Genomic DNA, 25,617 nt, shown 5'->3' with positions numbered 1-25,617 from the left:
GAGCCTGTCTTTGAACCCCCGTCTGCGCCCCGGCGCCCGGCACGCGCCCTCGGCGCACGGAGCCCCAGGACAGGTGGCTCCGCCACATGACCTGGAACTCCGCACACCGATCGCACGCACCGACCGCCGCTGCGCCCGCGCTTCGCGCGGACGACGGGGGTTCAAAGACAGGCTCTCACCTCCGCGGAAGGGCCGGGAGCGCAGACGGTGGTCGAGCCTATGTCCTCACGCTCTGGACGCGACGTGCAGCGACGACCGCTGAGCTGGTCGGTGTGGTCAGTACTTCGGTGGACTCCAGGTCCGGGTGGGTGAGGTAGAACAGGCGGAGTTCGTCGACTTCTCCCTCGAAACGTGGTGGCCAGTGGGTCGAGGGGGTGAAGTCGTCGAGGATGAGCATGCCGCCGGGAGCGAGCAGTTCGACGACGCGTCGGGGGTCGTCGCGCTTGCCTCCGCCGTCGCAGAAGAAGACATCGAAGGGGGCGTGCTGCTCGAGCAGACGCCAGTCCCCGGTGAGGACGCTGACGCGCTTGTCGTCCGCGAAGACGTCCGCCGCCCGCCGGGCCAACTCCTCGTCCCGCTCCACGGTGACCAGGCGCGCGTCGGCACCGAGGCCACTGTGCAGCCAGGCCGTGCCCACCCCCGAGCCGGTGCCGCTCTCCGCGATGGTCCCGTGGGGTTTCGCCGCGGCGGCCAGCCTGAGCAGCCTGCCCACCTCAGGGAGGCAGCTCTTCTCGAAACCCGCCTCGCGGGCCACGCGTTCCGCCGCTGCCACGCGGGACGGAAGCGTACGTTCTGCCATGGTCGTTCCTCCCCCTCGCCGTGCACATGACGCTATACGTCGGGGGGAGCCGTCCGCAGAGGGTTCCACGAGGTCACAGCGCCGGGCTCAGACTTCGGGTGCCAGGTCCGGACGCAGCCGGTGCCACACCGGGTGGCGCAGGAGACCGGCCCGGGTGATGGCGGTGTAGCGGACCTCTGCGACCAGCCGCGGCAGGACCCAGCGGGCGCCGGGTACAGCGGGGGCGGGGGCGAAGGGGCACTCGTCCATGGCGGCGATGCTCAAGAGGTGGGCGAGTTCGGTACGTTCCCGTTCGTTCCAGCCCGTGCCCACGCTGCCCCGGTAGGACAGCGCCCCGTCCTGGTACTGACCGACCAGGACCGCGCCGGGCAGCCCGGTCAGGCGGCCGTTGCCGGGCAGCCAGCCGCCGACGACCACGTCGACGGTGCGGACGTTGCGGATCTTGACCCAGTTCGGCGATCTTCTGCCGGGTTCGTACGCCGAGTCGAGCCGTTTCAGGACAATGCCTTCCAGACCGTGCTCGCGGGCCAGCTCCAGGGCCTGGCGGCCGTGCCCGGCCACCGCGCGCGGCACCGACCAGCGTGGCCTTGCCTCGACCAGGCGCTCCAGGGCGTCGCGACGCCGCGTGTAGGGCTGCCCGGTCAGGTCATCTCCGGCCAGGAACAACACGTCGAACAGGACCAGATGCACGGGTACGTCGGCGGCGAGACGGGCCGCCTTCGCCGGGGAGCCGGACAGCCCCATGCGCGGCTGGAGACGCTCGAAGTCCGGGCGCCCCGCCTCGTCGAGGACGACGATCTCCCCGTCGAGCACCGTCGGCACACCACCCAGTACGTCGGCCAGAGCGTGGAGTTCGGGGTACGCCGGTGTGATGTCCGCGCCGGAGCGGGAGCGGATGAGCACGGAGTGGTCGCCGGGCAGGTACACCAGCGCGCGCTGCCCGTCGTACTTGGTCTCCGCGCTCCACAGGCGTTCGCTGTGCGGTGGCGGCAGCGAACCGGGGGTGGCGAGCATCGGGGCGAGACGGGGCAGAGTGGCCATGACTGTCAGCCCTCGCCCCATCCGGGTGCGTTCATGCGCGACGCGGGCCCATCTCGCCCGGTCGGGCCAGCGTTCGGCCCGGGCGGTTCCGGTTTCCGGTCGCCGCCGAGCGGTTCCGGTTCCCGCCGTAGCCCGGTCGGCGCGAGGGGCGGCGGCGTCAGCTGACGGTCTGGTCCCCGTCAGGGACGTCCTCGACCGTGACCAGGCCACGCGGCACCCCGAGCCCCGTCGACACCGCCTGGGCCAGCCCGTCCAGGTCCTGGCCCACCGGAACCGGGACCTGCTCTCCCTCCCCGTAACTCTCGATCGCCCTCACGAAATAGCTGGGGTGCCAGGCGCCGACCGCCCCTCTGACCTCCACCGCGGTCACGGCGCGATGGCCGACGAGGCCCTTCACCGCACCCAGGATCTCGTCGGACCGCAGTTCGCCCGGCACCTGGAACAGGCTGGCGTGGCCCCCGACGAGCCCGCCGTCCCGCAGCCGCACGGTGACCGTGAGGCAACTGGTGACACTCGGATAGGTGATCACGCCTCCGGGCGCGACCTCCTTGACCTGCCCCTCCGTAACCGTCGCCTCGGCGGGGGCCGTGGCGGTCGCCGCCGCGTGCGCCCCCGGGCCCGAAGGCGCGTAGGCCTGAGCCACGGGGCTGAGCCCGAATTGCAGGGCCACGAACGCCGACGACAGGACCACGGCACCCACGGTGATGCCCTTCCGTCCTGTCGTCCGGGTGGCGCGACGCGCGGGGCGGTCTATCGGGTGGTGCACCTGCACGAGAGCTCTCCAGAGGTCGACTGCTTGAGTACTTTGATCACTTTGATCACTTTGATCGCCTTGACCAAAGTGATCACTGTACTGAGACGACAAGACGACGCTTGTCGGCAGCACGGTCCAAGCCGACCGGCACCAACGCGATGCACCACAAAGGTGCACCACAAATCCACTGGCCTGTCGACGGGTAGGCGCATACCTTCCCCTGATGGATGAACTCGACCTCCTGAAACGGTCCGACGGCCCCGTCACCCGTGCCGGGCTGCGTCGCGAGCTGGCCGCGCTGGGGTTGGCCGAAGGCGACACCGTGATGTTCCACACCGAGATGTCCGCACTCGGGTACGTATCCGGGGGCTCGCAGACCGTCATCGACGCGCTCTGCGACGCGGTGGGCGCGGCGGGCACGCTGATGGTCACGTGCGGGTGGAACGACGCGCCGCCCTACGACTTCGTCACCTGGCCCGAGAGCTGGCAGGCGGCTCTGCGCGCGGAGCATCCCGCGTACGACCCGCGGCTCAGCGAGGCGGACCACAGCTACGGGCGGCTGCCCGAGGCCCTGCGCAACCGGCCCGGCGCGGTGCGCAGCCGCCATCCCGACGCGAGCTTCGCCGCCCTCGGTCCTGCCGCGCACGCCCTGATGGACGACCACCCGTGGGACGACCCGCACGGCCCCGACAGCCCGCTCGCCCGCCTCACCGCCATGGGCGGCCGCGTGCTGCTGCTGGGCGCGCCGTTGGACTCACTGACCCTTCTGCACCACGCGGAAGCGCTCGCCGAGGCGCCGGGGAAGCGGTACGTCGACTACGAGCAGCCCATCACCGTGGACGGCGAGCGGGTCTGGCGGCGCTTTCACGACATCGATTCCGAGAACGGGGCCTTCGACTACACCCCGGTGGTGCCGGCCGGACCGTGACACCGGAGGTGGAGGCGCGGATCGCCTCCCTCATAAAGAAGGCGGTGGGTTGAGGCGGTTCACCTGCCGGACGGGTTCTGGACCGTCCATGCCTGGTTCGGTGCGACGGGGGGAGCCTGGGGGAAAACCCCCAGGGCAGAGGGAGGAAAGCTGCGTTCCGGGCGAGCCCCCTGCCGACCTAGCGTGATGGGCAGGAATGACGTCCGGCGCACGGCAGGGAGTTGTACGGCCGCGGTGCCGGCGGTGGGGGCGGGCGTCTGCCGGCCCACAGGGACACGTGACAGGACACTGACGGCATGCACGTGCAGAAGAGCGCCGAGCCTGAGACCGAACGTCGGAAGAGCGCCCGTCCGGAGAGCACCCGTCCGGAGAACGCCCTGCCGGTCGGTCGGCGACCGCGACTCGTCGCGGAAGTGGCCCGCGCCCCGTTCACCCGGCGGACGTGGGCCGAGGCGGCGTACTGCCTGATCGGCTTCCCACTCGGCCTCGCGGGCGGGCTGATCCTCGCGGTGGTGTTGGCCCTCGGGGCCGGATTCACCGTCTCGCTGGTGCTCGCGGTGGTGGGGGCGCTGCTGCTCATCCTCGGACTCCGGCTCGCCCGCGCGCTGGGCGCCGTCAACCGCGGACTGGCCGCGACGCTCCTCGGTGAGCGCACCGCCGTACCGCCGCCCGTTCTGCCGGGCGAGGGCTTCGTGGGCCGTCTCGACGCGCGACTGCGGGACGGGACGGACTGGCGCTCGGCGGGGTACGTCCTCCTGAAGCTGCCCGTGGGCGCACTGGGTGCGTACGCCGTGCTGTGGTGGGTCACCGGGCTCGTGAACCTCACGGCGCCACTGCGGTGGGGCGTCCTCGGCCAGCAGCCCACGGTCGGATCCGGCGACCCGGAAGGCATGCCGGTACTCACTCCGATCCCCTTCGGCGGGCTGACCGCGGACACTTTCGCCGGGACGTGGCTCGCCGTCCTGATCGGCGTCGGCACCCTCCTGTGCGCCCCCTGGGTCACCCGCCTCGTCGTCGAGGGCGATCGCAGGCTCATCCGGGCGCTGCTCGGCCCCGGCCCGCTGACCGTCCGCGTACGGGACCTGGAGGAGACCCGCGCGCTGGCCGTCGACGACTCGGTGGCGCTGCTGCGGCGGGTCGAGCGTGATCTGCACGACGGCGCGCAGGTCCGTCTGGTCGCCGTGGCCATGGGTCTGGACATGATCAGGGAGCGGCTCGACGACGGGCGGCCGCTGGACGCGGACCGTCTGCGGCAACTCGTCGACGGCGCGCACCGCAACGCCACCGAGGCACTCACCGAACTCCGCGATCTGGCCCGCGGCATTCACCCGCCCGCGCTCGACGAGGGCCTGCCCGACGCCCTCGCCACGCTCGCGGCCCGCAGCACGGTGCCCGTCGAGTTGACGGCGGACGTGCCCCGGCGCCCCACCCCGGCGATCGAGACCATCGCGTACTTCTGCGCGGCCGAGCTCCTGACGAACGTCATCAAACACAGCGGGGCGCGGCGAGCCGCGATCGGCGTCACCCAATGGGACGGACTGCTGCTCCTCCAGGTCACCGACGACGGACGGGGCGGCGCCACGCCCGGGGGCGGCAGCGGCCTGACCGGGCTCACCCAGCGCGTCCGCACGGTCGACGGACGCATCGACATCCGCAGCCCCGCGGGCGGACCGACGACCGTCACCGTCGAGCTGCCGTTGCACGCGTGAGAGCATGCGGCCATGCGCGTCGTGATCGCCGAGGATGCCGCCGTACTGCGGGAGTTGCTGGCCCAGATGCTCATCGAGCGCGGCCATGAGATCTGTGCCGCCGTGGGGGACGCGGACGCCCTGCGCGAGGCGGTCGCCGCGCATCGCCCCGACGTCACGGTGGTCGACATCCGGATGCCGCCTTCCCACTCGGATGAGGGGCTGCGCGCCGCCATCGACATCCGTGGCGCACATCCCGGCACCGGCGTGCTGCTCTTCTCGCAGTACGTCGAGACCAAGTACGCCACGCGTCTGCTCGCGGCGGGCTCCGCGGGCGTCGGCTATCTGCTCAAGGACCGGGTGGCGAACGTCGCGGAATTCACCGACGCGCTGGAGCGGGTGGCGGCGGGCGGCACCGCGCTCGACCCGGAGGTGGTCACGCAGCTCGCCGGGGCCGGCCACCGTGCGGCGGAGCTGGCCCCGCTCACCGCTCGGGAGCGCGAGGTGCTCTCGCTCATGGCGGAGGGCCGCTCCAACGCGGCCATCGCCCAGGCGCTCTTCGTCTCGCCCGGAACGGTGGAGAAGCATGTGGCGGCGGTATTCGACAAACTCGGCCTGCCCGTGTCTCACGACCACAACCGTCGCGTGCTCGCGGTCATTCACTACCTACGCTCGTGAGGCGAGCCAATGAGTGAGCAGGGCGGGGCGCCGGTGACGGGGCGTGGGCCGGGCCCGAGGGGGTGCCGACGGTGCGCTCATGACAGGCCGCTTCGAGGGCCAATTCCGGCCGTTCTCAAGGGCGTTGGGGCGTCAGGCGGCAGGGTGTTCGCGGCGGCACACGCCTCCCGGGGCCCAGCGCGCGCCCGCCCGACGACCATCACCGGCCGCCTCACCGCACCAGGACCGTTACCCACCCCGACTCCCTCACCCAATCACCACATTTCACCCCCAAGCCCTACGGCTTCTTCACCCGTGCACTCTGGACTGTCGCCCTCTGTCCCCGTACCGGCAGGACACCGGCATATGCCAGAAGCACCACCGCATCGTGTGTTGCCAAATCCCTTACGGGCCACCTTTCGCTGTGCCAAAGTCGTTAACGGTCCACCACCCGTCAAGTTGGTCGCACCGCACCTCCACCGGAGCACCCCATGCCGCCCCACGTCTTCGCGGACCACGCAGCCGCCCAGCCGCCCGAACGCGGCCCGGTAGACGCGCTGATCTCGCAGACACGCCGACTCCGCGGCGAGGTCGACGCCGTGCGGCGCGAAGCCGTGGCCGACCACGGAGGTCCCGAGGGGCGGTGGCAGCGCGCCCTGTGCGACCTGGCGGTGCATCAGCTCAACGACCTCGACGACCACCTGGCACAGCTCCGCGACGGGCCGCCGGGAGCAGCCGGGGAACCGTCGGTCCCGGCCGCCCCGAAGTGCCCGGAGCCACATCGCGGATCGCTCCTGAGCCGGGTGGGCAGCGCCGAGTGGAACCTGCTCACCGACGAGGCCAGCTGGTCCGGCGAGCTCTACCAGATCCTCGGACGCGACCCGGCCGCTCCCCCGCTCTCCCTGGACGAGCTTCCCTCCCTGGTGCACTCCGAGGACCAGCCGCTACTGACCTCGATGGTCACGGACTGCCTCGTCGACGGCAAACCCATCGACGGCGAATTCCGCGTCGTGCGTTCCGACGGGCGGGTGCGCCAGGTGCACATGATGGGCGAGCCCGTGCTCGCCCCCGACGGCTCCACCGCCTCCATGTGGGCGGTCCTGCGGGACGTCAGCGAATTGCGCCGCAGCCAGCGCGTGGTGCGCGACAGCCATGACTCGATGCAACGCCGACGCGACGCCGCACAGGTCGAACACCGCCTCGCCGTCGAACTGCAGGAGGCGGTCCTCCCGCCGTGGCCCGGCTCACTGCGCCTGCCACACGGCGGCCCCGGCCGGCTCGACCTCGCCGCGCACTACCTCCCTTCCTCGACCAGCACGCTCGTCGGCGGCGACTGGTACGACGCGTTGGAACTGCCGGAAGGCCACGCTCTGCTGAGCGTCGGCGACCTCACCGGCCACGGCGTCGCCGTCACCTCCGGCATGGCGATGCTGCTCGGCGCGCTGCGCGGCATGGCGGTCGCGGGAGCCCCGCCAGGCCAACTCATGGGCTGGCTCAACCTGCTGTTGGACGCAACCGTTCAGCCCGCCCTCGGCAGCGCCGTCTGCTGTCGCTACGACCCCGCCACCCGCCTCCTCACCTGGGCGCAGGCAGGGCACCCCGCCCCTCTGCTGTTCCGCGAAGGGGCGGGGCGCATGCTGACGCCCCCGCACGGCGTGCTCCTCGGCGCCACCTCCGGGGCGACGTACGAGCAGGCCGAAGAGCGACTCCACCCCGGCGACCTGCTGTTGCTGCACACGGACGGCCTGGTGCCGCGGCGCGACAGGGAGACGGCGACGGGCCTGCTGCTGTCCCTCGCGTCCCGTTTCACCGGGGCTCGTACGGCACAGGACTGCGTGCGGACCATCGTCGAGGAGGTCGGCGAGTCCCCGCGTGAGGATGACGCCTGCCTGTTGGTCATGCGGGTCTGAGTCCTACGCCCTCGCCGTCCTCCCCGCCCCCCTCGGCAGCGCGAGCTTGATCTCCTCGCGCAGGTCCTGGATCTTCGGGTAACCGGCGTACTGCGCGGTCAGTCGATACATCGCCCGCAGCCGGTCCCAGGTGCGCTGCGAGGAGTTGGACCTCATCGACACCAGCGCCAACCGTGCGTAGCGGTCGGCCTGTTCGGGGTCGTCGGCGATGAAGCAGGCCGAGGCGAGCGAGATGTAGTCGAAGATCTGCGACCGGCCGCGGTTCTTGGCCCGCAGCTCGATCGCCGCCTTGGCGTGCCGCTGCGCGGCACCGGCCGCGGACGCGTCGTGGTCGGCGAGGGTGCGGTAGGCCAGGGCCTGCATGCCGTGCAGATCCGCCTCGTCGAACATCTGCATCCAGCTCGGCGGCGGCACATCCCCCTTGTCCGATACGAAGAGGTCCTCGGCGAGACCGAGGGTGCGGCGCATCGCCTGGCCACGGCCCATGGACGCGTGGGCCCATGCCTCGATGGTGTACAGCATCGCACGGGTGCGGGGCAGGGCCTCTTCGCCCGCGCCCGACTTGGCGAGCTTCATCAGATCCAGGGCGTCGTCGGGCTTGCCGAGGTGCACCATCTGGCGGGCGGCCCGGGACAGTGCCTCCCCTGCGCGCGGTCGGTCGCCGCCCTCGCGGGCCGCGTGCGCGGCGATGACGAAGTACTTCTGGGCCGTGGGTTCGAGGCCGACGTCGTGCGACATCCAGCCGGCGAGCACGGCGAGGTTGGCGGCGACGCCCCACAGGCGCCGCTGGAGATGATCGGGGTGCCGGTAGGCGAGCATGCCGCCCACTTCGTTGAGCTGGCCCACGACGGCCTTGCGCTGCAGGCCGCCTCCGCGAGCCGCGTCCCACGCGCGGAACACTTCGACCGAGCGCTCCAGTTCCTCGATCTCCTGGGACCCGATCGGGGCGGCCTCATAGCGGTCGAACCCGGCGGGGTCGACGTGCAGGGGATCCGCGATACGGGGGGCGTCGGCCGCGAGGGCCGGATCGGTGTGCAGCCAGTCGTGCATGGCGCTGCTGAGTGCGGAGCCTGCGGCAAGCGCAGCGCCCGCGCCCACCAAGCCGCGTCGGTTGAGCATGAGGTCCATTCCCGTGAATTCGGTGAGGACCGCGGCTGTCCGCTCGGGCGCCCACGGCACGCCGTCGGGGTGCTCCACACTCCCGTCGCCACGCCGCTTCCCTACGCGCCCGTGCCGTACCAGACCTAGATCCTCAGTGGTCACGACACGGCCGAGACGCTCGGTGAACAGAACGGCCAGCACCCGCGGGACCGGATCGCGCGGGATCTCTCCCACGTCGATCCAACGCCGCACCCGCGAGGTGTCCGTGGCCAGTTGCGGATGGCCCATGGCCGCCGCCTGCCGGTTCACCAGTCTCGCGAGCTCCCCCTTTGACCAGCCGGCCAGGCCGAACAGGTCCGAAAGGCGGGTGTTGGGTTGTCCGTTCACGTCAAGCCCCCAGGTTCTCGGCTGAGTTGACAGTAACCCTCTGTCAGTTGCTGAGCGACTATTCGCCAGGGTTCGCCAGGGTGCGCCACATGGTGTGCCAGGGGACAACGGGTGTCAGGTAGGAATGCGCCACCCCGACCCGGTCGCCGCAAGGCACTCCCCAGGGTGCACCCGACGCGATCGGGCCGGGAGGCGCACGCAATGCACAGGCACACGAAGGGATCTGTATCGCCCATGTACGCAGCATCGTCCTCCGTGTCCGCCCCGCCCCGGCCGCTGCGCCCGCGCCCCCCGGTCCACCGGAGCCGCGAGATGCCCCCCACGTCGGGAAGCGGCCCCTATCTCGAGCCGGTGCGTCCCGCCGGCGCACCGCTGGGCGCCGGCCACACGCCCCGCCTGCCGGGGACCGGCACGCAGCCGCTCAGCGGGAGACTCGACTTGTCCGGCCCCCAGGGGGCGCAACTGCGCACCGCGATCGCTTCCGTGCACCGCATCTGCCCCGAGTTCAACCCGGTGCAGGTGCTCCGCCGGAGCGGGCGTACCGTACTGCTCGTCGGAACGGCGGGGCGCAGCACCGCCGTCGCCAAGTGTCTGCTCGACCACTCACCGGCGTGGGCCGAGCGGATCAGGCACGAAATAGCGGCCTACCGCTCGTTCGTCCGGCACCGCCCGCCAGTCCGGGCGCCACGGCTCATCGCCGCCGACCCCGATGACTGCACGCTGGTGATCGAGCGGATGCCCGGACGAGTGGCGGCACTGCACCGGCACCCGATCGAGTCCCCGCCGCGCGCCGACATCCGGGCGGCGCTCGGCTCGGTCTGCCGACTCAACCAGTGGCGGCCACCGGCCGAGATGTTCGGTCGGCCGTTGGACTACGGGAAGCGGATCTCCCGCTTCCACGAGTTGGGTCTCCTGACGGACCGCGACATGGGTGACCTGCAGAAACTGTTGCACGGCATCGCCCACTCGGTCGGCCACCAGGGCAACGGCCACCACGCCATGTGGCAGTTCTGCCACGGCGACGCCCTTCTGTCGAACGTCCTGCTCTCCCCCACGGGCCCCGTCCTGGTCGACTGGGAGCACGCGGGCTGGTATCTGCCGGGGTACGACCTGGCGACACTGTGGACGGTCCTCGGTGACTCTCCGGTGGCCCGACGCGAGATCAGCCAACTGGCGCAGGTCGCGGGTCCCGCGGCGCGCGATGCGTTCCTGGTGAATCTGATGCTGGTCCTGACCCGTGAGATCCGGACGTACGAGTCGGCCGTGCAGCGTTCGATGCACGAATCGGCCCCGGTGGCCGCAGGCCCGGCCCACCCCGGCGCCACGCCGTCCGGTGAGGAACAGCGGTTGCTCCTGAGGCGGCTGCACGACGACTGCCAGTTGGCCCGTCGGGCCGTACGAGCGGCGGTCGGCACTCGCTGACGCGGGTGCGGGTCGGACGGGGCCGCAGGGCCGACGGGGGCAGAGGTCCGCGGTGCGCTTTGGACAGGGGCGCACTGCGGACTTTCGTATGCCACCGGCGACTACCTCGGGACTATGACGAGGACTACGACGAAGGCATGTGAGCACCGCCCGACGCGCCCTTGACGAGACCTCCCAGACCCCTGAGCACGCCGCCGATCAATGCCGCCACCGACTCCAGATGGTCCGGAGGGGGCGCGCCGCCGTCCACCGTGAGGACGAGGGCCGCGTCCGGGGGCACGGGGATGTGGAGTCGGGCGGGGCCGGGTGCCGTGCTCCGGTCCGCCTCGGACGGTGGGCGCAGGTGGACGACGACGCGGCAGCCCACGTCCCAGCGGGCGATGGTCTTGTCCAGCTCCACGCGCGCGTACCCGAGGTTCTCCGCGGCGATGGTCCCGAAGACGTTCGACGTCATCATGCACATCGACGGCCGGCCCACGACCTTCTCGCCGAACGGGCGGACCCGGTTGCCCAGGACGATGCGCTGTTCGTTCTCCTCGATGACGTGGAAGGCCCCGCCGAGGCGTCTCTTGAGGTCCACCATCACTTTGGCGACCTGCCCGAGGTCGAGCCGGTCGACCGAAAGGGCCTTCGTGTACTGGCGGTTGATGTCGCCGCCGATGGTCTGGCTGACGAGGCTGACGTACCCCGCCGCTTCCTCCAGACCGACGACGTCCTCGAGCACGCGTGCCAGCTCGCGGATCAGGCTCCGCATGAACACATCGGTCGAGGGCGATGTCGGTTTCCGCTGGTTCCACTGGGCCCCCTCGCGGGCAGGCCGCTCGACGCACGGCACTCACCTTGTGGCACGCCATGATCGCGCGCCGTGACACGTGTTGTCGACCGGTTTCGTGAGGATGGCCGTTCCTCCCCAGCAGCACCCCGCACCAGCGGACACCCACCAAACTGAAGTGCTAAATCTCAACGAGCCCGGCCCGTCGCCCCAGTTGGCGGAGCGCCTCCCTGACGGCGCTCGGGCTGGTATCGCCTGCCCGAAGAGGTTTGCCGACGCATATGTACGACTAGCCCATGGATTCGGTGGGCGTTCCAGATGTATGTCGCTGGAGCTTGCGCGCCGCGGCGTCGCTGTAGCGTCGCGGAGTCATGCCGTCTGTCGCTGCCGATGTCGCCGGTGAGGTCATCGCTGATGTCGCTGCCGAGAATTCGGCGCTCGCCCGGGGAGGAAGGGGCGGCGACAGGCTGGGGTGTTCCGGCCCGCTGATCCGCATCGGCAGGGCAGACCCGTCAAGGAGATTGCATGGATGCCGCGCAACACGTCCACGAGGTACTGCGTCAGAGTTTCGGAGTCGACGCGCAGGCGGTTTCGGCGGACACCGCTCTGCACCAATTGCGGTTGGATTCGCTCGCTCTGGAGGAATTCCGTTTCATCATCGAGGAGCGGATGGCCATCGACCTCGAGGACGCCCACATCACCTCGCGGGACACCGTGGCCCACCTGGTGAACGTGGTCGGCGCGAGGGCGGGTTCGTGACCGCGCCGCGTCCGGCCCGGTTCGACGCCGCGGTGACCGGGGTCGGGATGGTGACGGCGGCCGGCGCCGACGCGGCGCGCTCGTGGGAGGCCGTGGTGAACGGCGGAGTGCCGGCCGGGGTGGGCCCGCACCCGGCCCTGGAAGGGCTGCCGTGCGATTTCGCCTATGTCGCCGACGCCGATGTGCGCGGCAAACTCGGCGTGGCGGAATGCCGGTTGATGGACCGGTTCGCCCAGCTCGCGGTGGTCGCCGCGCGCGAGGCCGTCGCGTCCGCGGGCCTGGACAGCGGCCTGTGGGAGGGCAGCCGGGTGGGTGTCGTGATCGGCAACGCCCATGGCGGCCTGCCCTTCTACGACGAGCAGCACGCGAGCCTGCGGCGGACGGGCCGGGTCTCCCCCAAGACCGGCCTGCTCACGCCCGTCACCGGAGCGACGGAGAGCGTCACCCGCGACCTCAACGCGTCCGGGCCCAGCTTCGCGGTGGCGACCGCCTGCGCCTCCGGAACCCACGCCATCGGCGCCGCCCACCAACTCCTGCGCTCCGGGCAGTGCGACATCGTGATCACCGGCGGCGCCGAGGCCGCTGTCGGCCGGCTGCTGGTCGCCAGCGCGTGCCAGCTCAAGGCCCTGTCCACGCGCCGCGACGACCCCGCCTCGGCATCCCGGCCCTTCGACGCCGACCGGGACGGGTTCGTCTTCGGCGAAGGCGCCGGCATCCTCGTACTGGAACGCCCCGAGCACGCCAGGGCCCGCGGAGCGGCCGTCCTGGCCCAGGTCAGCGGATACGGCGCCGCGACGGACCCCGAGGCCACCGTGGCCCCCGCCGCCGACGGCGCCGCGCTGGAACGCGCCCTGCGCACCGCCCTGGCCGACGCCGGCGTCAGCGGCCCGGACGTCGACCACGTCAACGCCCACGGCACCTCGACCCCGGCGAACGACCTGGTGGAGAGCGAGGTCCTCGCCCGTGTCTGCGGCGAAGGCCCGCTGATCACCTCCAGCAAGGCCATGGTCGGCCACACGTTGGGCGCGGCGGGAGGCATCGAGACGGCGCTGACCGTCCTGGCACTGCGCGACCAGACCGTACCGCCCACCGCCAACCTGTCGTCCCTCGACCCGAACGTCCGCGGCCACGTCGTGGGCAAGGACGCCCGCCCCGCACGCCTGGAGTGCGCGGTGAAGACCGCCATGGGCTTCGGGGGATTCGCCGCCGCTCTGGTACTCACCCAGGCCTGATCCGCCTGACCCTTCTGCCGGCAGTCCCCTGCCGGCCCGACAATGGACGGGAACCATGCTCGACGAGACTGTCCGCTCTCTCACCGTGGACGGACAGCAGTTCGCCTATCGCGTACTCCGCCACCCCTCGCCGCGGACGCACCCCATGGTGCTCCTGGGCGGGGTGTTCCAGGGGATTCACGACTGGTGCCCTGTGGAGCGGGAACTCATGCCGGTGGCCGATGTCGTCACCTTGGACTACCCGGGTTCCCACAACCCGATGCCCGTCGAGGACCTCTCGCCGGCTCTGCTCTGCCGGGCTCTGGCGCTGGTCGTGGACGACCTTGGGGCGGACCGGATCAACCTGTTCGGGTACTCCTACGGCTCCATCATCGCCCACCGGTACGCCGTGGAGCACCCGGAACGTGTCGCCCGCCTGGTCCTTGGCGGGGTCCCGACCGGTGTCACACCGGCCCAGCGACTCCGCGTGGAAGAGGCCAAAGCCCTGGCCGCGGCGGGGCGGGTGGAGGAATTCGCGTCCTTGGCGACGGAGCTGATGCTGTGCATGGGCCCCGAGATGCCGTTGGTGCACCGCAGGCTGGCCAGCCGCTACCTCCGGCGCAGCGTCCTGCGCCAGCTCCGGACGCCGCACGCACTGGCCGTTCTGCAGCGGACCTTCGACGTCACGGTCGCCGTGGGGGCCAGCGACCTCGACGGGATCCCCACACTCGTCTTCAGCGGTGCGCACGACACGCTCTGCCCCGTGGCGCAGCAGCGCGCCTTCGCCGCGACCCTGGCGGAGGGTTCCTTCGCCGTACTGGAGTCATCGGACCACTGGGTCGTCTTCGCGCGGCCCGCCGAGGTGGCCGCTCTCGCGCTGCGCCACTTCACCGAAGACCTGACGCCGTCGGTACGCCCTTCCGTGCTTGCCCTCACCGGCACGCGCGAGGGGCCGAGCGACGGATGAGGCGAGGGTCGCCGCCGCCCCTATCCGTCTCAGCCTCTCGTTGTCCCCTCTTGTTCAAGAAAGGTCCCCATGTCCGACGTTTCCACCACGGTCCACCGCATCCTGACCGATGACTTCGAGGTCCCCGTGGAAGCCATCCGCCCCCAGACGGCCCTGGGTTCGCTCGATCTCGACTCCCTCGCCCTGGCCGAATTCGCCTTCGTCCTGAAAGAGCAGCTGGGCGTGGGTCCCGCCCCGGGCCTCGTCGTCAAAGCCACCACGATCGACGAGCTGATCGCGTCCCTGGAAGCCGCCCCCAGCCCCGAGAGCGCGGCCCGATGACCCACGATGACATCGCCGTCACCGGCATCGGCCTCGTCACCGCGGCGGGTGACGGCGCCGAGGCCACCTGGCAGGGCGTCCTCTCGGGCGTCTCGACCGCCACCCGCGACACCCGCCTGGCCGGCCTTCCGGTGGACTTCTCCTGTCGCGTGCCGGAGTTGGGGGACGTACGCCGACGGATGGGCGGCCGCAAGGCCCGGCGCATGGCCCACTTCGTGAAGCTGGCGGTCTTCGCCGCGCGTGAAGCGGTCGAGGACGCCGGACTCGACCCGCACACCTGGGACGACGCCCGAGTGGCCGTGGTCATCGGCTGCAGCCTGGGGGGAACCTGGGAGTGGGAGGAGCAGCACCACCGCCTGCTGAACCAGGGGGCCGACATGGTCTCTCCCTTGGCCATCGTTCACTTCCTGCCGAACATCGCCGCGGGCGAGGTCTCCATCGACCTCGGTGCCCGCGGCCAGAGCCTGAGCGTCTCCACCGCGTGCGCTTCCGGTGCCACCGCGCTGGCCACCGCGCGTGACCTGCTGGCCAGGGACGCGTGCGACATCGCCATCGCCGGCGGAACCGAGGCGTCCGCCAGTCCCATGACGACCACGGGCTTCTACCGCACCGGGGCGTTGTCCACCCGTCGTGACGAGGTGGCCACCGCCTCACGTCCTTTCGCGGCGGACCGCGACGGCTTCGTGATGGCCGAAGGGGCGGGCGTCCTGGTCCTTGAGCGGGTCGCGGACGCAACGGCCCGGGACCGCCGGCCACGGGCGCTGCTCGCCGGATGCGCCACCACGTCCGACGCGTACCACCCCACCGCCCAGCCCGACGGCGCACCAGGAGCCGAGCGAGCGCTGCGGGCCGCGCTGGCCGACGCGTCGCTGGCACCCGAGGACATCGATCATGTCAATGCGCACGGGACGTCCACCCGTTCCAATGACATGACCGAAGCGGGCCTCATCGCCCGGGTGCTGCCGCACCGCCCGAGCGTGACCGCCGCGAAAGGGACGCTGGGCCACACGCTCGGGGCGGCCGGCGCCATCGAGGCCGCGCTGACCGTGTTGACCATCGAGCATCAGCGGGTCCCGCCGATCACCAATCTCGCCGCGCCCGCACCTGAGTTCGACATCGACTGCGTCACCAAACAGGCGCGATGCCAGCAGGTGCGCGCGGCCGTCAGCCACTCCTTCGGTTTCGGTGGCCACAACGCGGCCTTGATCTTCACGTCCCCCTGAGCAGCACCGCTCGCAGAGGACTACTGCCCGGCCGTCATTCCTGCCGCGGCCACGGCCCGGGTGCACCGGGGTTGCGGGCCAGGAAGGTGGCGACACTCCTCGTCAGGCCCTCGTCCGGTGCCTGCACGAGCTGCGCGGCGACGGCGAGCCCGGCCCGGTCCAACTCGCCGCTGATGCGGCCGGGCGGCAGCAGGTGTGACTCGTAGGACACCGGATGACCGCCGTACGCCTGCGCCGGGCGCAACCGCTCGCCGGTTCCCACGGGGCCGGCCAGTAGGAGGTGTCCGCCGGGCGCGAGTACGCGCCGGAATTCGGCGAACACGAGCGGCAGCAGCTCCGGCGGCGTGTGATGAACGGAGTAGTAGGCGATGATGCCGCCGAGTTCGCCGTCGCCGATCCGCAGCGCCGTCATCGACCCCACTGTGAAGCGCAGACCCGGGTGGGCTTCTCCGGCCAGCTCGACCATCTTCGGGGACAGGTCGACACCGAAGGCGGGCACTCCCAGGCCCGCCAAGTGCGCCGTGACCTTGCCCGGCCCGCATCCCACGTCCGCGACCGGTCCCAGCCCGCTCCCCCGTACGGCCTCGGCGAACGCCGCCAGCATCGCGCGCGACAACGGGTCCAACTGCGAGGGGTCCTTCACGAATTCGGCGTAGTCGGCGGCGACGGTGTCGTACGACTGCCGGACCGCGGCGAGGTAGGTGGGCTCGGTCATGGGCGCGACTGTAGGGGAAGGCAGGCGCTGAGTCGGTGTGGGGGCAACTACCCCGGGGCCCCGACTGTGCTCCAGCGGGCGCTCGGGGCAAGAGCCTCGGCGCCGACGTCCCGCACCGCTCCGATCTGCGAGGATGTGTCGCATGGATGTGCGAAGCAGGAACCATGTCACGGTGACCGGCCGGACCGGCGGGCCGGTGGTGATCCTGGCGCACGGGTTCGGGTGCGACCAGAACATGTGGCGGCTGGTGGTGCCGACACTGGAGCGTGACTTCACCGTGGTCCTGTTCGACCACGTGGGCGCGGGCCGTTCGGATCTGTCGGCGTGGAGCCGGGAGCGCTATTCGACCCTGGGCGGGTACGTCGACGATGTGCTGGAGATCTGCCACGAGCTGGCGCTCGGTCCTGTGACCTTCGTCGGGCACTCAGTGAGCGCGACGGTGGGGGTTCTCGCCGCGGCGCGGGAGCCCGAGGCGTTCGCCGGACTCGTGCTGCTCGCCCCGTCCCCGTGCTTCATCGACGACCCGGCCACCGGCTACCGGGGCGGCTTCAGCTCCGAGGACATCGACGAGCTCCTCGAGTCGCTGGAGTCGAACTATCTGGGCTGGTCCGGCGCCATGGCGCCGGTCATCATGGGCAATCCGGAGCGGCCGGAGCTGGGCGAGGAGCTGACGAACAGTTTCTGCCGCACCGATCCGGACATCGCCCGTGTCTTCGCGCGGGTGACCTTCCTGTCCGACAACCGCGCGGACCTCGCCCGCGTGAACGTTCCGACCCTGGTCGCCCAGTGCTCCCACGACGCGATCGCCCCGCCGGAGGTGGGCGCGTTCGTGCACGCCCAGATCCCCGGCAGCCGGCTGGTGACGCTCAACGCGACGGGGCACTGCCCTCAGCTCGCCGCACCCGAGGAGACCGCCGCGGTGATCGCCACGTTCGCGGGCGCCGCCGGATGATGTGCGACACCAGTGACGAGGGAGAGGGCGGGGGCCGCGGGCGGCACGAGGACCCGGCAGGGGAGCAGGCGCAGTTCTCCGCGCTTCTCGAGGACAGTGCGGAGGACTTGTACGAGCACGCCCCGTGCGGCTATCTGTCCACCCTCCTGAACGGGCAGATCGCCAAGGTCAACACCACCTTGCTGGACTGGCTCGGCTACGAACGCGGTGACCTCGTGGGCCGCAAGCACTTCTCCGACCTGCTGAGCGTCGGCGGACGGCTCTACCACGAAACCCACTTCGCGCCGCTGCTGCGGATGCAGGGCGAGGTCAGCGGGATCGCCCTGGACCTCAAGGCCGCCGACGGCACCCGCCTCCCGGTCCTGGTGACCTCGGTCGTGAAGACGGGAAGCGACGGGCAGCCGCTGCTGATCCGCACCACCCTCTTCGACGCCCGCGACCGCCGCGCGTACGAGAAGGAGTTGCTGCGCGCCCGCCAGGAGGCCGAGCGTGAGCGTGAGCGCCTGCAGCGGCTGAACGCGACCCTGCAGCAGACGCTGCTGCCGCCGACGCTGGCCGGCGTGCCCGGTCTCGAGGTCGCCGCGTACTACCACATCGCCTCCAGCGACGAGGTCGGCGGCGACTTCTACGATCTCTTCCCGCTGGCCGCCGGTTCCTGGGGGTTCTTCCTCGGCGACGTCTGCGGCAAGGGCGCCGCCGCCGCGGCCATCACCTCGCTCGCCCGCTACACGCTCCGCGCCGCCGCCGTCTACGACCCGGACCCGGCAGCCGTACTGAGCAACCTCAACACCGTCCTCAACCACGAGTACAACGGCGCCGACCCCCGGTTCTGCACCGTCGTCTTCGGCCTGCTCACGCCTGCCGGCGACCAGGGCGGTTTCCACGTCACGCTGGCCAGCGGCGGGCACCCGGCCGCGCTGCTGATGCGCGCCGACGGCACCGCCGACTACCTGCCCACGCCCGGCGGGCAGCTCATCGGCGTACTGCCCGACGCCCACATCGCCACCACCACCGTCCGGCTGAACGCGGGCGACACCATGCTGCTGCACACCGACGGCCTCACCGAGGCACACACCGCGAGCACCGCGGGCAGCGCGAGCACCGGCACGGGCGACCGCTACGGCGACGAAGCCCTCCTGGACTTCGCCCGCGACCTCGCGCCCACCACCGCATCCGACACGATCGCCGCGATCCGCGAGCTGCTCGACACGTTCGGCTCAGGCGTGGAGGACGACACCGCGGTGCTGGCCGTCAACGTGCCCCGACCCACCAGTGAAGAGCAGCAGTGACCCACCCTCTCGCCCTGCGCACCCGCACCACCCCAGCCGGTCCCGTCCTGGAGCTGTCCGGGGAGCTTGACCACCGCACCGCCCCCGACGCCCGCGCCGCGCTCCGGGAGCTCGACCCGCGCTCGGGTCAGCAGCTCGTCCTGGACCTCGGCGCTCTCACCTTCTGCGACTCCACCGGGATAACCGTGTTCATCGCCGCCCGCAACCACGCCCTGGCCGCGGACGCGACGATCGCCCTGGCCGCGGTCCCCGACCGTGTCCGCCGCATCCTCCGCATCGCGGGCCTGGACCAGGTCTTTCCCACCCACCCCGACGCCGGGTCCGCCGAAGCCTCCTGGCGTCCCGCACCGAGCTGACCCCGCTGTCACAGCTCTGCTGTCAGTGGTGGCTGAGACGCTGGTCGGCATGGACAGCGACGATGAGCAGCTGCTGCGCGGCCGGGTCTACGGCCAGGACCACGAACATCCGGGCCCACGGCCCGGCCAGTGCTACGCCGAACTCGTCGGCGGTCCGCTGGACGGGCTGCTGCTCGACATCACCGGGCGTACGCCGCGGGAGCTCGAAGCGGGCGTCTCGCTGCCGACCGAGCTGGGGCGGTTCGGTGCCGGTGGGCGGGCGATGTACGCCCCGCGCCCGGGCGATCCGCGCCGTTTCGACTGGTCGGGCGACGCCCCGTGAAGCGAGTGGGTCGCGCTGTTAGGGTGATGTTCATGGCACGAGGTATCTGGTCGCAGAAGGTCCGTTCCGCCCGCTGACGGCGGCGCCTTCTCCCACCTGAATCAGCGCTCGCCGTCCCGGTTCCCGCCGGGCGGCCACTTTCCGCTGCCCGGCTCCACTGCGAGCTGCGGAGCACCGTTGAACCCCTTCCCCCTCTCCCCCGCCCCTGCCGAATCCATGTCTCCACCCGTCGACGCGGGCGCCGGCGCGCACATCCGCGCCGAAGGCGTGACCGTCACCCGCGGGTCCCGGCAGGTCCTGAACGATGTCTCTGTCACCGTTTCGGCCGGGTCGCGGATCGCCGTCGTCGGCGAGAACGGCCGCGGCAAGACGACACTGCTGCACGTCCTCGCCGGTCTTGTCACGCCCGACGAGGGCGCCGTGCACCGGACCGGCACGGTCGGCCTCGCCCGCCAGGAGCTCTCGGCGCGCGACGGCGAGACCGTCGGCACGCTGACGTCCGACGCGCTGGCCGCGTCGCTCGCGGCGCTCGCCGCGCTGGACGAGGCGGCTCTCGCCATGGCCGGCGGCGACCCCGAGGCCGACGACCGTTACGCCGTCGCGCTCGACGCCGCCACCCGCCTCGACGCGTGGGACGCCGAGCGCCGCGTGGACGTCGCGATGCAAGCCCTCGGCGCCTGCACCGACCGCGGCCGGCCGTTGTCGACCCTGTCGGTCGGGCAGCGCTACCGCGTCCGCCTTGCGTGCCTGCTCGGCGCGCGGCACGACGTCCTGCTCCTCGACGAGCCGACCAACCACCTCGACGCCGACGGGCTCGACTTCCTGACCCGCAGGCTGCGTGAGCACGACGGCGGCCTCGCCGTCGTCAGCCACGACCGCGCGCTGCTGCGCGACGTCGCCGACCGGTTCCTCGACCTCGATCCGAGCCGCGACGGCAAGTCCCGCCTGTACGCCGGGGGTTACGACGCCTGGCAGGACGCCCGGCACCGCGAACGTGAACGCTGGCAGCAGGACTACCAGGAGCAGCAGGAGGAGCACCGGCGGTTGCAGGACGCGGCATCGAAGGCCCGGGACCGGCTCTCCACCGGTTGGCGGCCGGACAAGGGCACCGGGAAGCACCGGCGCCAGTCCCGCGCACCCGGTGTCGTACAGGCTCTGAAGCGGCAGCAGGACGTCTTGGAGGCGCACCGGATCGACGTGCCCGCGCCGCCGCCAGTGCCGACGTGGCCGGATCTCGGTGTCCGGCCCAGAGCGCCGCAACTGCGGGCACGCGGCGTCGAGTTCGACGGGCGGCTGGCAGGTCCGGTCGACGTCGATCTCGTCGGCGGCGACCGGCTGCTCGTGACCGGACCGAACGGTGCGGGGAAGTCCACGCTGCTCGCGGTGCTCGCCGGTGCGCTCGAACCCACGGCCGGGTGCGTGCGGATCGCCCCGGGGGCGCGGGTCGTCCGCGTGAGTCAGGAGACGGCCGCCCAGGAGCCCGACCTGACCGCGCGCGAGACGTACGCCCGCCATGTGGGGCGGCTGGTGGCGCGCGGGGCGCTGCGCGACGCCGACGTCGTCCCGCTCGGGGTGCTCGGCCTGCTCGACCGCGACGCGCTGCGCACACCGGTGGGCCGCATGTCACAGGGGCAGCGGCGGCGTCTCGATCTCGCGCTGGCGTGGGCCGGGCGGCCCGGGCTGATCCTGTTCGACGAGCCGACCAACCACCTCTCGTCGGCGCTGGTCCACGATCTGACACGGGCTATCCGCGGCACGAGCGCCGCGGTCGTCGTCGCGACGCACGACCGGCAACTGCTGCGGGACCTCGCGGACTGGCCGCGTCTGGAGATCGGGGGTCGCTCCCCCACTCCCGGGCGGGGGCGAGGCACGTCGCCTGGTCGGGCGGGCCGCTGAACTGCTGGGTCACCGTGAGGTGCCTCGGTCACCCAGAAGTGCGTTCTTCCATGTCAGGGGCCACTCTCCTACGGTTCCCGGGTAACCAAAAGAGACCCTGAGAGCTCGCGGGCTCTCTCATGAGGAGGCATGCAGCATGGCCGTCACCCTGGTGAACCCGAGCGGGCTGCCGGAAGTCGCCCCCTACCGGCAGGTGTCGATCGCGTCCGGATCGAAGCTGGTCCACATCGCCGGGCAGGTCGCCCGGGACGCCGAGGGCGTCACGGTCGGCGCGGGCGACCTCGCCGCCCAGGTCGAGCGGTGCTACCTGAACATCGGCACCGCGCTGGCCGAGATCGGCGGTTCCTTCGACGACGTGGTGAAGCTGACCGTCTACGTCGTCGACTGGACTCCCGAGAAGATGCCGCTGTTCCTGGACGGGGTCGCCCGGGCCGCCGCCAGGCTGGGGTCCACGCCGGTGCCGCCGGGCACGCTCATCGGCGTCGCGGCGCTGGACGTACCCGCCCACCTGGTCGAGGTCGAGGCCACCGCGGTCCTCGACTGAGCGGGGTGCTCCGGACGGCCCGGCGGAGGGCCGGCCCGTCCGGGCACTGCTCCTGGCCTCCCCCGAATGCTCCCCCGAACAGGTGGATCGCCCCACCACTCATTGGTCCACGCCACTGACGCACCGCAGGCGGTGGGGCCACCTCTGGCGAAAACCCGCCCCTGACCCGCCGGAACCCACGCTGACATGGGAAATCGCATCCCCTGGGCATGATTGACGGATCGTCGGAGAACGAGTACCACTGACGCACGCCCGGCCCCGCACGCCCCGCCACGCTTCATCGGCCCAGGAGTCCCAGGAGGCTGCATTGCGAGGATCTGCCACCACCCCCACCCCGTCCAGGCGCAGACGCACCGTCAGGACGGCGGGCGCCCTCGCGTCGGCCGGTCTGCTGGTGCCGCTGCTCGGCGCGGCGCCGTCGTCGGGCGTTCCCCACAAGGCTCCCGCGGCAGGGTTGCAGGGCGCCTTCGCCGCCGCCGCCACCGAGTACCACGTGCCGCAGAGCGTGCTGCTCGGCGTCTCGTACCTGCAGTCGCGCTGGGACGACCACGGCGGCGCGGCCAGCGTCACCGGCGGGTACGGCCCGATGCACCTCACCGACGCGCGCACCGCACTGGCCTCGGCACCACACCACAGCGAGGGCACGGAGGACCCGCGCGGCGACACGTCGCGTCCGGCCCCGCCGCCCACCACCAAGGTTCCCGAGGACTCCCAGCTCCCCGCCCGGCTCAAGACGTTGCCCCGCGCGGCCGAGCTGAGCGGCCGGTCCGCCGAGGAGCTGCGTACCGACCCGGCCGCGAACGTCGAGGGCGGCGCGGCGCTGCTCGCGGCGGCCCAGCGGAGGCTCGGCAAGCCGCTGAGCAGCGACCCCGCCGACTGGTACGGCGCCATCGCCCGCTTCTCCGGAGCGGACGACCGGGCGACCGCGGCCACGTACGCCAATGACGTGTTCGCCGTCATGCGCGACGGCGAGCGGCGCACCACGGACTCGGGACAGCGCGTGGCGCTGGCGCCGGTGCCCGGCCTGAAGCCCGACGCCGGGCAGCTGAAGCGCATGGGTCTGCGCAGGGCGCCCGCCGGTGAGGTGGAGTGCCCGAGGACCGTGTCGTGCGAGTGGATTCCGGCGCCGTACGAGGAGTTCAAGGACCCGCAGGGCAATCCCGACTACGGCAACCACGATCTGGCGGACCGGCCGAAGAGCCAGAGCATCGACTCGATCGTCATCCATGACACCGAGGGCCGGTGGGAAGGCGTCCTGAAGCTGGTGCAGGACCCCACCTACGTCTCGTGGCACTACACCCTGCGGTCCACCGACGGCCACATCGCCCAGCACGTGAAGGCGAAGGACGTCGCCTGGCACGCGGGCAACTGGTACGTGAACTCCAAGTCGATCGGCCTCGAGCACGAGGGCTTCCTCACCGCGCCCGACACCTGGTACACGGAGGCGATGTACCGCACGTCGGCCCGCCTGGTGAAGTACCTCGCCACGAAGTACCGCATCCCGCTGGACCGCCAGCACATCCTCGGCCACGACAACGTCCAGGGCACCGTGACGTCGTCGATCCCGGGGATGCACACGGACCCGGGGCCGTACTGGGACTGGCAGCACTACTTCACCCTGCTCGGCAAGCCGTTCCACCGCACGGCCGGACCGCGCGGCGGGCTGGTGACCGTGGCTCCCGTCTACGCCAGGAACCAGCCGGAGTACACCGGTTGCGTCAAGCCCGGCGAGAAGTGCGTGCCGCACGGTTCGGCCGCGGTGCGTGTCCACACCGAGCCACGTGACGACGCGCCGCTGATCAAGGACATCGGCAAGCGCCCCGGGGGTCAGGACTCCACGATCGACGTGAACGACACGGGGGCGCGGCTCTCCACCGGCCAGCAGTACGCGGTCGCCGACCGCCAGGGCGACTGGACGGCTGTCTGGTACCTCGGTCAGAAGGTCTGGTTCAAGAACCCGGTGAAGCAGCCCACCGCGGTGGACGCCACGGGTCTCGTGGTGACGCCGAAGTCCGGCGCGGCCGAGGTGCCGGTCTACGGGCGCGCGTACCCGGAGAAGGAGGCCTACCCTGCGGGCGTGCCGGTGCAGGCGGTCTCCCCGTTGCCGTACAAGATCCTCGCGGGCCAGAAGTACGCGATCGGCGACAAGGTGCCGGGCGAGTACCTCTACGCCCCGACGTTCGACACCGCGCCGCACAGGGTGGTGCGCGGCAAGGACATGTACTACGTGATCCAGTACGGGCACCGGGTCGGCTATGTGCGGGCCGCCGACGTGACGGTGGTGCGGTCGGGTTCGTAGCGCCGTCGGGGCAGTCCTACGCCGGGTCCGGATCCGTGCGAGTGCGGACCCGGGCCCGGCGTACGATCTGCGCGGGATCCGGACCCGCGGAACCACCTGCCCCGCGCACCGCCGGACCGACTTGTTCCTGGAGGCCAGTATGAGCAGCGCGCTTCTCGTGATGGACGTCCAGCAGGCCATCGTGGACGTCGCCGACGACGGCTCCGGATACCTGCCACGCCTGCGCAGGGCGATCGACGGGGCCCGGGCGGCAAACATCCCGGTGATCTACGTGGTGATCGGGCTGCGCCCCGGCTTCCCCGAGGTCGGCACCCGCAACAAGCCTCTCGCCGCCATCGCCCGGGCCGGCCTCTACGTCGAGGGCGCCCCCGGTACCGAGATCCATCCCGATGTCGCACCCCGGCCGGGCGACGTGGTGGTCACCAAGAGGCGGGCGAGCGCGTTCTCGGGCAGCGATCTCGACGTGGTCCTGAGGGCGCGCGGCATCGACAGCCTGGTGCTCACCGGCATCGCCACCAGCGCCGTGGTGCTGTCCACCCTGTGCCACGCGAACGACCTGGACCTCGGCCTCACGGTCCTCTCCGACGCCTGCCTGGACACCGACCCGGAACTCCACCGCGTCCTCATCGAGCGGCTCTTCCCGCAGTGGGCGGACGTCGTCACCGTCGACGACTGGCTCAAGAGGAACGCACCGCGGTAACGGCGCTCGAAGACCTGAGCTGTGGCTGTCAGCCCTGCTGGAAGAGTTCGGCGGGCAGCGGCTTCAGGAGCGCGTACAGGTCGTCGGTGATCGGCCGGTCCCAGGCGGCGATGGTCACCAGGACGTTGTCACTGCGGTCGAACTGCACGCAGGAGATCCGGCTCTCGGAGAGCTTCAGGCGGCGCACGATGAGGAGGTTGTCGCCCTGCATCACCGGCAGGTCCTCGGTGGAGACGACCGTGATCTCCTCGTCGTTCTCCAGGGCGAGGAGCAGCTGGGCCACCTCGAAGGGGACCTCGCCCTCGGCGGTCTCGCGCGCGGGCGAGCCCTCGGGGAGGTTGCCGATGATCATCGCGGGGCCGCGGCCGCCGAACAGGTCGTACCGCAGGAAGACGCCCTGACAGCTGCCGTCGGGCGCGGGCAGCAGGCCCGCGCCGAGATTGCCGGGCCAGTCACCGGGGTCCATGGCCAGGACGTCGAAGTCCGGGCCCGCGGGAGTGGCGGAGCTGCGGCGGCGGAGGAAGGACATGCGCCCATGGTACGTGGCCTCGGACCCTGTCTCCGAACCCCCCGTGCACAGGGCCCGGCCGCCACCGAACAGGTG

Annotated in this window: 24 protein-coding genes and 1 pseudogene; 18 read left to right on the top strand and 7 right to left on the bottom strand. The window is 71.6% G+C overall.

Annotated features, from left to right (window positions below; all coding sequences use genetic code 11):
- Positions 1-217: 217 nt before the first annotated feature.
- The 3 genes from ACFVYR_RS37215 to ACFVYR_RS37205 all read right to left on the bottom strand — a co-directional run bounded on the left by ACFVYR_RS37215 (position 218) and on the right by ACFVYR_RS37205 (position 2,612).
- Positions 218-799: an O-methyltransferase gene (locus ACFVYR_RS37215; protein WP_384262991.1), complete on the bottom strand. Its 582-nt coding sequence runs from the start codon at positions 797-799 to the stop codon at positions 218-220.
- An 87-nt stretch (positions 800-886) separates the two neighbouring features.
- Positions 887-1,840, bottom strand: a complete 954-nt coding sequence (gene ligD / locus ACFVYR_RS37210; RefSeq protein WP_384262994.1) for a non-homologous end-joining DNA ligase — start codon at positions 1,838-1,840, stop codon at positions 887-889.
- A gap of 157 nt (positions 1,841-1,997) precedes the next feature.
- On the bottom strand, positions 1,998-2,612 hold the full coding sequence (locus tag ACFVYR_RS37205) for a hypothetical protein (protein WP_384262997.1): 615 nt from the start codon (positions 2,610-2,612) through the stop codon (positions 1,998-2,000).
- Between the two features lie 205 nt (positions 2,613-2,817).
- On the opposite strand from ACFVYR_RS37205, the pseudogene aac(3) reads away from it, so the two are divergent.
- The 4 genes and pseudogenes from aac(3) to ACFVYR_RS37185 form a co-directional block, all read left to right on the top strand.
- Positions 2,818-3,516: pseudogene (gene aac(3) / locus ACFVYR_RS37200) on the top strand (aminoglycoside 3-N-acetyltransferase); the annotation flags it as partial.
- A gap of 302 nt (positions 3,517-3,818) precedes the next feature.
- The gene (locus ACFVYR_RS37195; protein ID WP_384262999.1) at positions 3,819-5,231 is read left to right on the top strand and encodes a sensor histidine kinase; all 1,413 of its coding nucleotides are present in this window, start codon (positions 3,819-3,821) and stop codon (positions 5,229-5,231) included.
- A 12-nt stretch (positions 5,232-5,243) separates the two neighbouring features.
- Positions 5,244-5,888: a LuxR C-terminal-related transcriptional regulator gene (locus ACFVYR_RS37190; RefSeq protein WP_384263002.1), complete on the top strand. Its 645-nt coding sequence runs from the start codon at positions 5,244-5,246 to the stop codon at positions 5,886-5,888.
- Positions 5,889-6,358: 470 nt separating this feature from the next.
- Complete coding sequence (locus tag ACFVYR_RS37185) at positions 6,359-7,777, top strand: PP2C family protein-serine/threonine phosphatase (RefSeq protein WP_384263005.1); 1,419 nt, start codon at positions 6,359-6,361, stop codon at positions 7,775-7,777.
- Positions 7,778-7,780: 3 nt separating this feature from the next.
- Here the strand turns inward: ACFVYR_RS37185 and ACFVYR_RS37180 are convergent, their stop codons facing one another.
- Complete coding sequence (locus ACFVYR_RS37180) at positions 7,781-9,265, bottom strand: hypothetical protein (protein WP_384263007.1); 1,485 nt, start codon at positions 9,263-9,265, stop codon at positions 7,781-7,783.
- Between the two features lie 234 nt (positions 9,266-9,499).
- Here ACFVYR_RS37180 and ACFVYR_RS37175 point away from each other — a divergent pair, with 234 nt between their 5' ends.
- A complete protein-coding gene (locus tag ACFVYR_RS37175; RefSeq protein WP_384263009.1) occupies positions 9,500-10,687 on the top strand; it encodes an aminoglycoside phosphotransferase family protein in 1,188 nt (395 codons plus the stop codon).
- Between the two features lie 124 nt (positions 10,688-10,811).
- On the opposite strand, the gene ACFVYR_RS37170 is transcribed toward ACFVYR_RS37175, so the two are convergent.
- On the bottom strand, positions 10,812-11,441 hold the full coding sequence (locus ACFVYR_RS37170; RefSeq protein WP_384263012.1) for a methanogen output domain 1-containing protein: 630 nt from the start codon (positions 11,439-11,441) through the stop codon (positions 10,812-10,814).
- A gap of 543 nt (positions 11,442-11,984) precedes the next feature.
- Between ACFVYR_RS37170 and ACFVYR_RS37165 the strand changes: the two genes are divergently transcribed.
- The 5 genes from ACFVYR_RS37165 (at position 11,985) to ACFVYR_RS37145 (ending at position 15,940) form a co-directional block, all read left to right on the top strand.
- On the top strand, positions 11,985-12,218 hold the full coding sequence (locus ACFVYR_RS37165; RefSeq protein WP_384263014.1) for an acyl carrier protein: 234 nt from the start codon (positions 11,985-11,987) through the stop codon (positions 12,216-12,218).
- Entirely contained in the window at positions 12,215-13,450 is a 1,236-nt protein-coding gene (locus ACFVYR_RS37160) for a beta-ketoacyl-[acyl-carrier-protein] synthase family protein (protein WP_384263015.1), read from the top strand. The genes ACFVYR_RS37165 and ACFVYR_RS37160 overlap by 4 nt, the downstream gene beginning before the upstream one ends.
- A 55-nt stretch (positions 13,451-13,505) precedes the next feature.
- Positions 13,506-14,396: an alpha/beta fold hydrolase gene (locus ACFVYR_RS37155; protein ID WP_384263018.1), complete on the top strand. Its 891-nt coding sequence runs from the start codon at positions 13,506-13,508 to the stop codon at positions 14,394-14,396.
- 69 nt (positions 14,397-14,465) lie between these two features.
- The gene (locus ACFVYR_RS37150) at positions 14,466-14,717 is read left to right on the top strand and encodes an acyl carrier protein (RefSeq protein WP_384263020.1); all 252 of its coding nucleotides are present in this window, start codon (positions 14,466-14,468) and stop codon (positions 14,715-14,717) included.
- Entirely contained in the window at positions 14,714-15,940 is a 1,227-nt protein-coding gene (locus tag ACFVYR_RS37145; protein WP_384263022.1) for a beta-ketoacyl-[acyl-carrier-protein] synthase family protein, read from the top strand. The genes ACFVYR_RS37150 and ACFVYR_RS37145 overlap by 4 nt, the downstream gene beginning before the upstream one ends.
- Positions 15,941-15,974: 34 nt before the next feature.
- Here the strand turns inward: ACFVYR_RS37145 and ACFVYR_RS37140 are convergent, their stop codons facing one another.
- The gene (locus ACFVYR_RS37140) at positions 15,975-16,655 is read right to left on the bottom strand and encodes a class I SAM-dependent methyltransferase (protein ID WP_384263025.1); all 681 of its coding nucleotides are present in this window, start codon (positions 16,653-16,655) and stop codon (positions 15,975-15,977) included.
- A gap of 142 nt (positions 16,656-16,797) precedes the next feature.
- Here ACFVYR_RS37140 and ACFVYR_RS37135 point away from each other — a divergent pair, with 142 nt between their 5' ends.
- The 8 genes from ACFVYR_RS37135 (at position 16,798) to ACFVYR_RS37100 (ending at position 25,013) form a co-directional block, all read left to right on the top strand.
- Positions 16,798-17,607, top strand: coding sequence for an alpha/beta fold hydrolase (locus tag ACFVYR_RS37135; protein WP_384263027.1), 810 nt, complete (start codon positions 16,798-16,800; stop codon positions 17,605-17,607).
- Positions 17,607-18,896 carry a SpoIIE family protein phosphatase gene (locus ACFVYR_RS37130; RefSeq protein ID WP_384263030.1) on the top strand — a complete coding sequence of 430 codons (1,290 nt, stop codon included), beginning with the start codon at positions 17,607-17,609 and terminating at the stop codon, positions 18,894-18,896. The genes ACFVYR_RS37135 and ACFVYR_RS37130 overlap by 1 nt, the downstream gene beginning before the upstream one ends.
- A complete protein-coding gene (locus ACFVYR_RS37125; protein ID WP_384263032.1) occupies positions 18,893-19,252 on the top strand; it encodes an STAS domain-containing protein in 360 nt (119 codons plus the stop codon). Before ACFVYR_RS37130 ends, ACFVYR_RS37125 begins: the two co-directional genes overlap by 4 nt.
- A 49-nt stretch (positions 19,253-19,301) precedes the next feature.
- On the top strand, positions 19,302-19,574 hold the full coding sequence (locus ACFVYR_RS37120) for a hypothetical protein (protein WP_384263044.1): 273 nt from the start codon (positions 19,302-19,304) through the stop codon (positions 19,572-19,574).
- A 216-nt stretch (positions 19,575-19,790) separates the two neighbouring features.
- Positions 19,791-21,470: an ABC-F family ATP-binding cassette domain-containing protein gene (locus tag ACFVYR_RS37115; RefSeq protein WP_384263034.1), complete on the top strand. Its 1,680-nt coding sequence runs from the start codon at positions 19,791-19,793 to the stop codon at positions 21,468-21,470.
- Between the two features lie 136 nt (positions 21,471-21,606).
- The gene (locus ACFVYR_RS37110) at positions 21,607-22,014 is read left to right on the top strand and encodes a RidA family protein (RefSeq protein WP_384263035.1); all 408 of its coding nucleotides are present in this window, start codon (positions 21,607-21,609) and stop codon (positions 22,012-22,014) included.
- 307 nt (positions 22,015-22,321) lie between these two features.
- On the top strand, positions 22,322-24,313 hold the full coding sequence (locus ACFVYR_RS37105) for an N-acetylmuramoyl-L-alanine amidase (RefSeq protein ID WP_384263038.1): 1,992 nt from the start codon (positions 22,322-22,324) through the stop codon (positions 24,311-24,313).
- A 139-nt stretch (positions 24,314-24,452) separates the two neighbouring features.
- Complete coding sequence (locus ACFVYR_RS37100; protein WP_384263039.1) at positions 24,453-25,013, top strand: cysteine hydrolase family protein; 561 nt, start codon at positions 24,453-24,455, stop codon at positions 25,011-25,013.
- A 28-nt stretch (positions 25,014-25,041) separates the two neighbouring features.
- Here ACFVYR_RS37100 and ACFVYR_RS37095 read toward each other — a convergent pair whose 3' ends face one another.
- Complete coding sequence (locus ACFVYR_RS37095) at positions 25,042-25,542, bottom strand: hypothetical protein (RefSeq protein ID WP_384263042.1); 501 nt, start codon at positions 25,540-25,542, stop codon at positions 25,042-25,044.
- Positions 25,543-25,617 lie beyond the last annotated feature (75 nt).

Origin of the sequence: Streptomyces sp. NPDC058284, from assembly GCF_042881135.1 — a bacterium.
Lineage (GTDB): Bacteria > Actinomycetota > Actinomycetes > Streptomycetales > Streptomycetaceae > Streptomyces.
The sequence above is the reverse complement of the archived record's forward strand: the minus strand, read 5'-3'. Positions and strand labels throughout refer to the sequence as shown.

Bases quoted from the DNA above. Each gene is read 5' to 3' on its own strand.
- ACFVYR_RS37145 (WP_384263022.1), top strand. From the start codon at position 14,714: ATGACCCACGATGACATCGCCGTCACCGGCATCGGCCTCGTCACCGCG.
- ACFVYR_RS37150 (WP_384263020.1), top strand. From the start codon at position 14,466: ATGTCCGACGTTTCCACCACGGTCCACCGCATCCTGACCGATGACTTC.
- ligD (WP_384262994.1), bottom strand. From the start codon at position 1,840: ATGGCCACTCTGCCCCGTCTCGCCCCGATGCTCGCCACCCCCGGTTCG.
- ACFVYR_RS37170 (WP_384263012.1), bottom strand. From the start codon at position 11,441: ATGCGGAGCCTGATCCGCGAGCTGGCACGCGTGCTCGAGGACGTCGTC.
- ACFVYR_RS37165 (WP_384263014.1), top strand. From the start codon at position 11,985: ATGGATGCCGCGCAACACGTCCACGAGGTACTGCGTCAGAGTTTCGGA.
- ACFVYR_RS37215 (WP_384262991.1), bottom strand. From the start codon at position 799: ATGGCAGAACGTACGCTTCCGTCCCGCGTGGCAGCGGCGGAACGCGTG.
- ACFVYR_RS37095 (WP_384263042.1), bottom strand. From the start codon at position 25,542: ATGTCCTTCCTCCGCCGCCGCAGCTCCGCCACTCCCGCGGGCCCGGAC.
- ACFVYR_RS37115 (WP_384263034.1), top strand. From the start codon at position 19,791: ATGTCTCCACCCGTCGACGCGGGCGCCGGCGCGCACATCCGCGCCGAA.
- ACFVYR_RS37175 (WP_384263009.1), top strand. From the start codon at position 9,500: ATGTACGCAGCATCGTCCTCCGTGTCCGCCCCGCCCCGGCCGCTGCGC.
- ACFVYR_RS37120 (WP_384263044.1), top strand. From the start codon at position 19,302: ATGGACAGCGACGATGAGCAGCTGCTGCGCGGCCGGGTCTACGGCCAG.
- ACFVYR_RS37155 (WP_384263018.1), top strand. From the start codon at position 13,506: ATGCTCGACGAGACTGTCCGCTCTCTCACCGTGGACGGACAGCAGTTC.
- ACFVYR_RS37130 (WP_384263030.1), top strand. From the start codon at position 17,607: ATGTGCGACACCAGTGACGAGGGAGAGGGCGGGGGCCGCGGGCGGCAC.
- ACFVYR_RS37190 (WP_384263002.1), top strand. From the start codon at position 5,244: ATGCGCGTCGTGATCGCCGAGGATGCCGCCGTACTGCGGGAGTTGCTG.
- ACFVYR_RS37185 (WP_384263005.1), top strand. From the start codon at position 6,359: ATGCCGCCCCACGTCTTCGCGGACCACGCAGCCGCCCAGCCGCCCGAA.
- ACFVYR_RS37110 (WP_384263035.1), top strand. From the start codon at position 21,607: ATGGCCGTCACCCTGGTGAACCCGAGCGGGCTGCCGGAAGTCGCCCCC.
- ACFVYR_RS37135 (WP_384263027.1), top strand. From the start codon at position 16,798: ATGGATGTGCGAAGCAGGAACCATGTCACGGTGACCGGCCGGACCGGC.
- ACFVYR_RS37100 (WP_384263039.1), top strand. From the start codon at position 24,453: ATGAGCAGCGCGCTTCTCGTGATGGACGTCCAGCAGGCCATCGTGGAC.
- ACFVYR_RS37140 (WP_384263025.1), bottom strand. From the start codon at position 16,655: ATGACCGAGCCCACCTACCTCGCCGCGGTCCGGCAGTCGTACGACACC.
- ACFVYR_RS37195 (WP_384262999.1), top strand. From the start codon at position 3,819: ATGCACGTGCAGAAGAGCGCCGAGCCTGAGACCGAACGTCGGAAGAGC.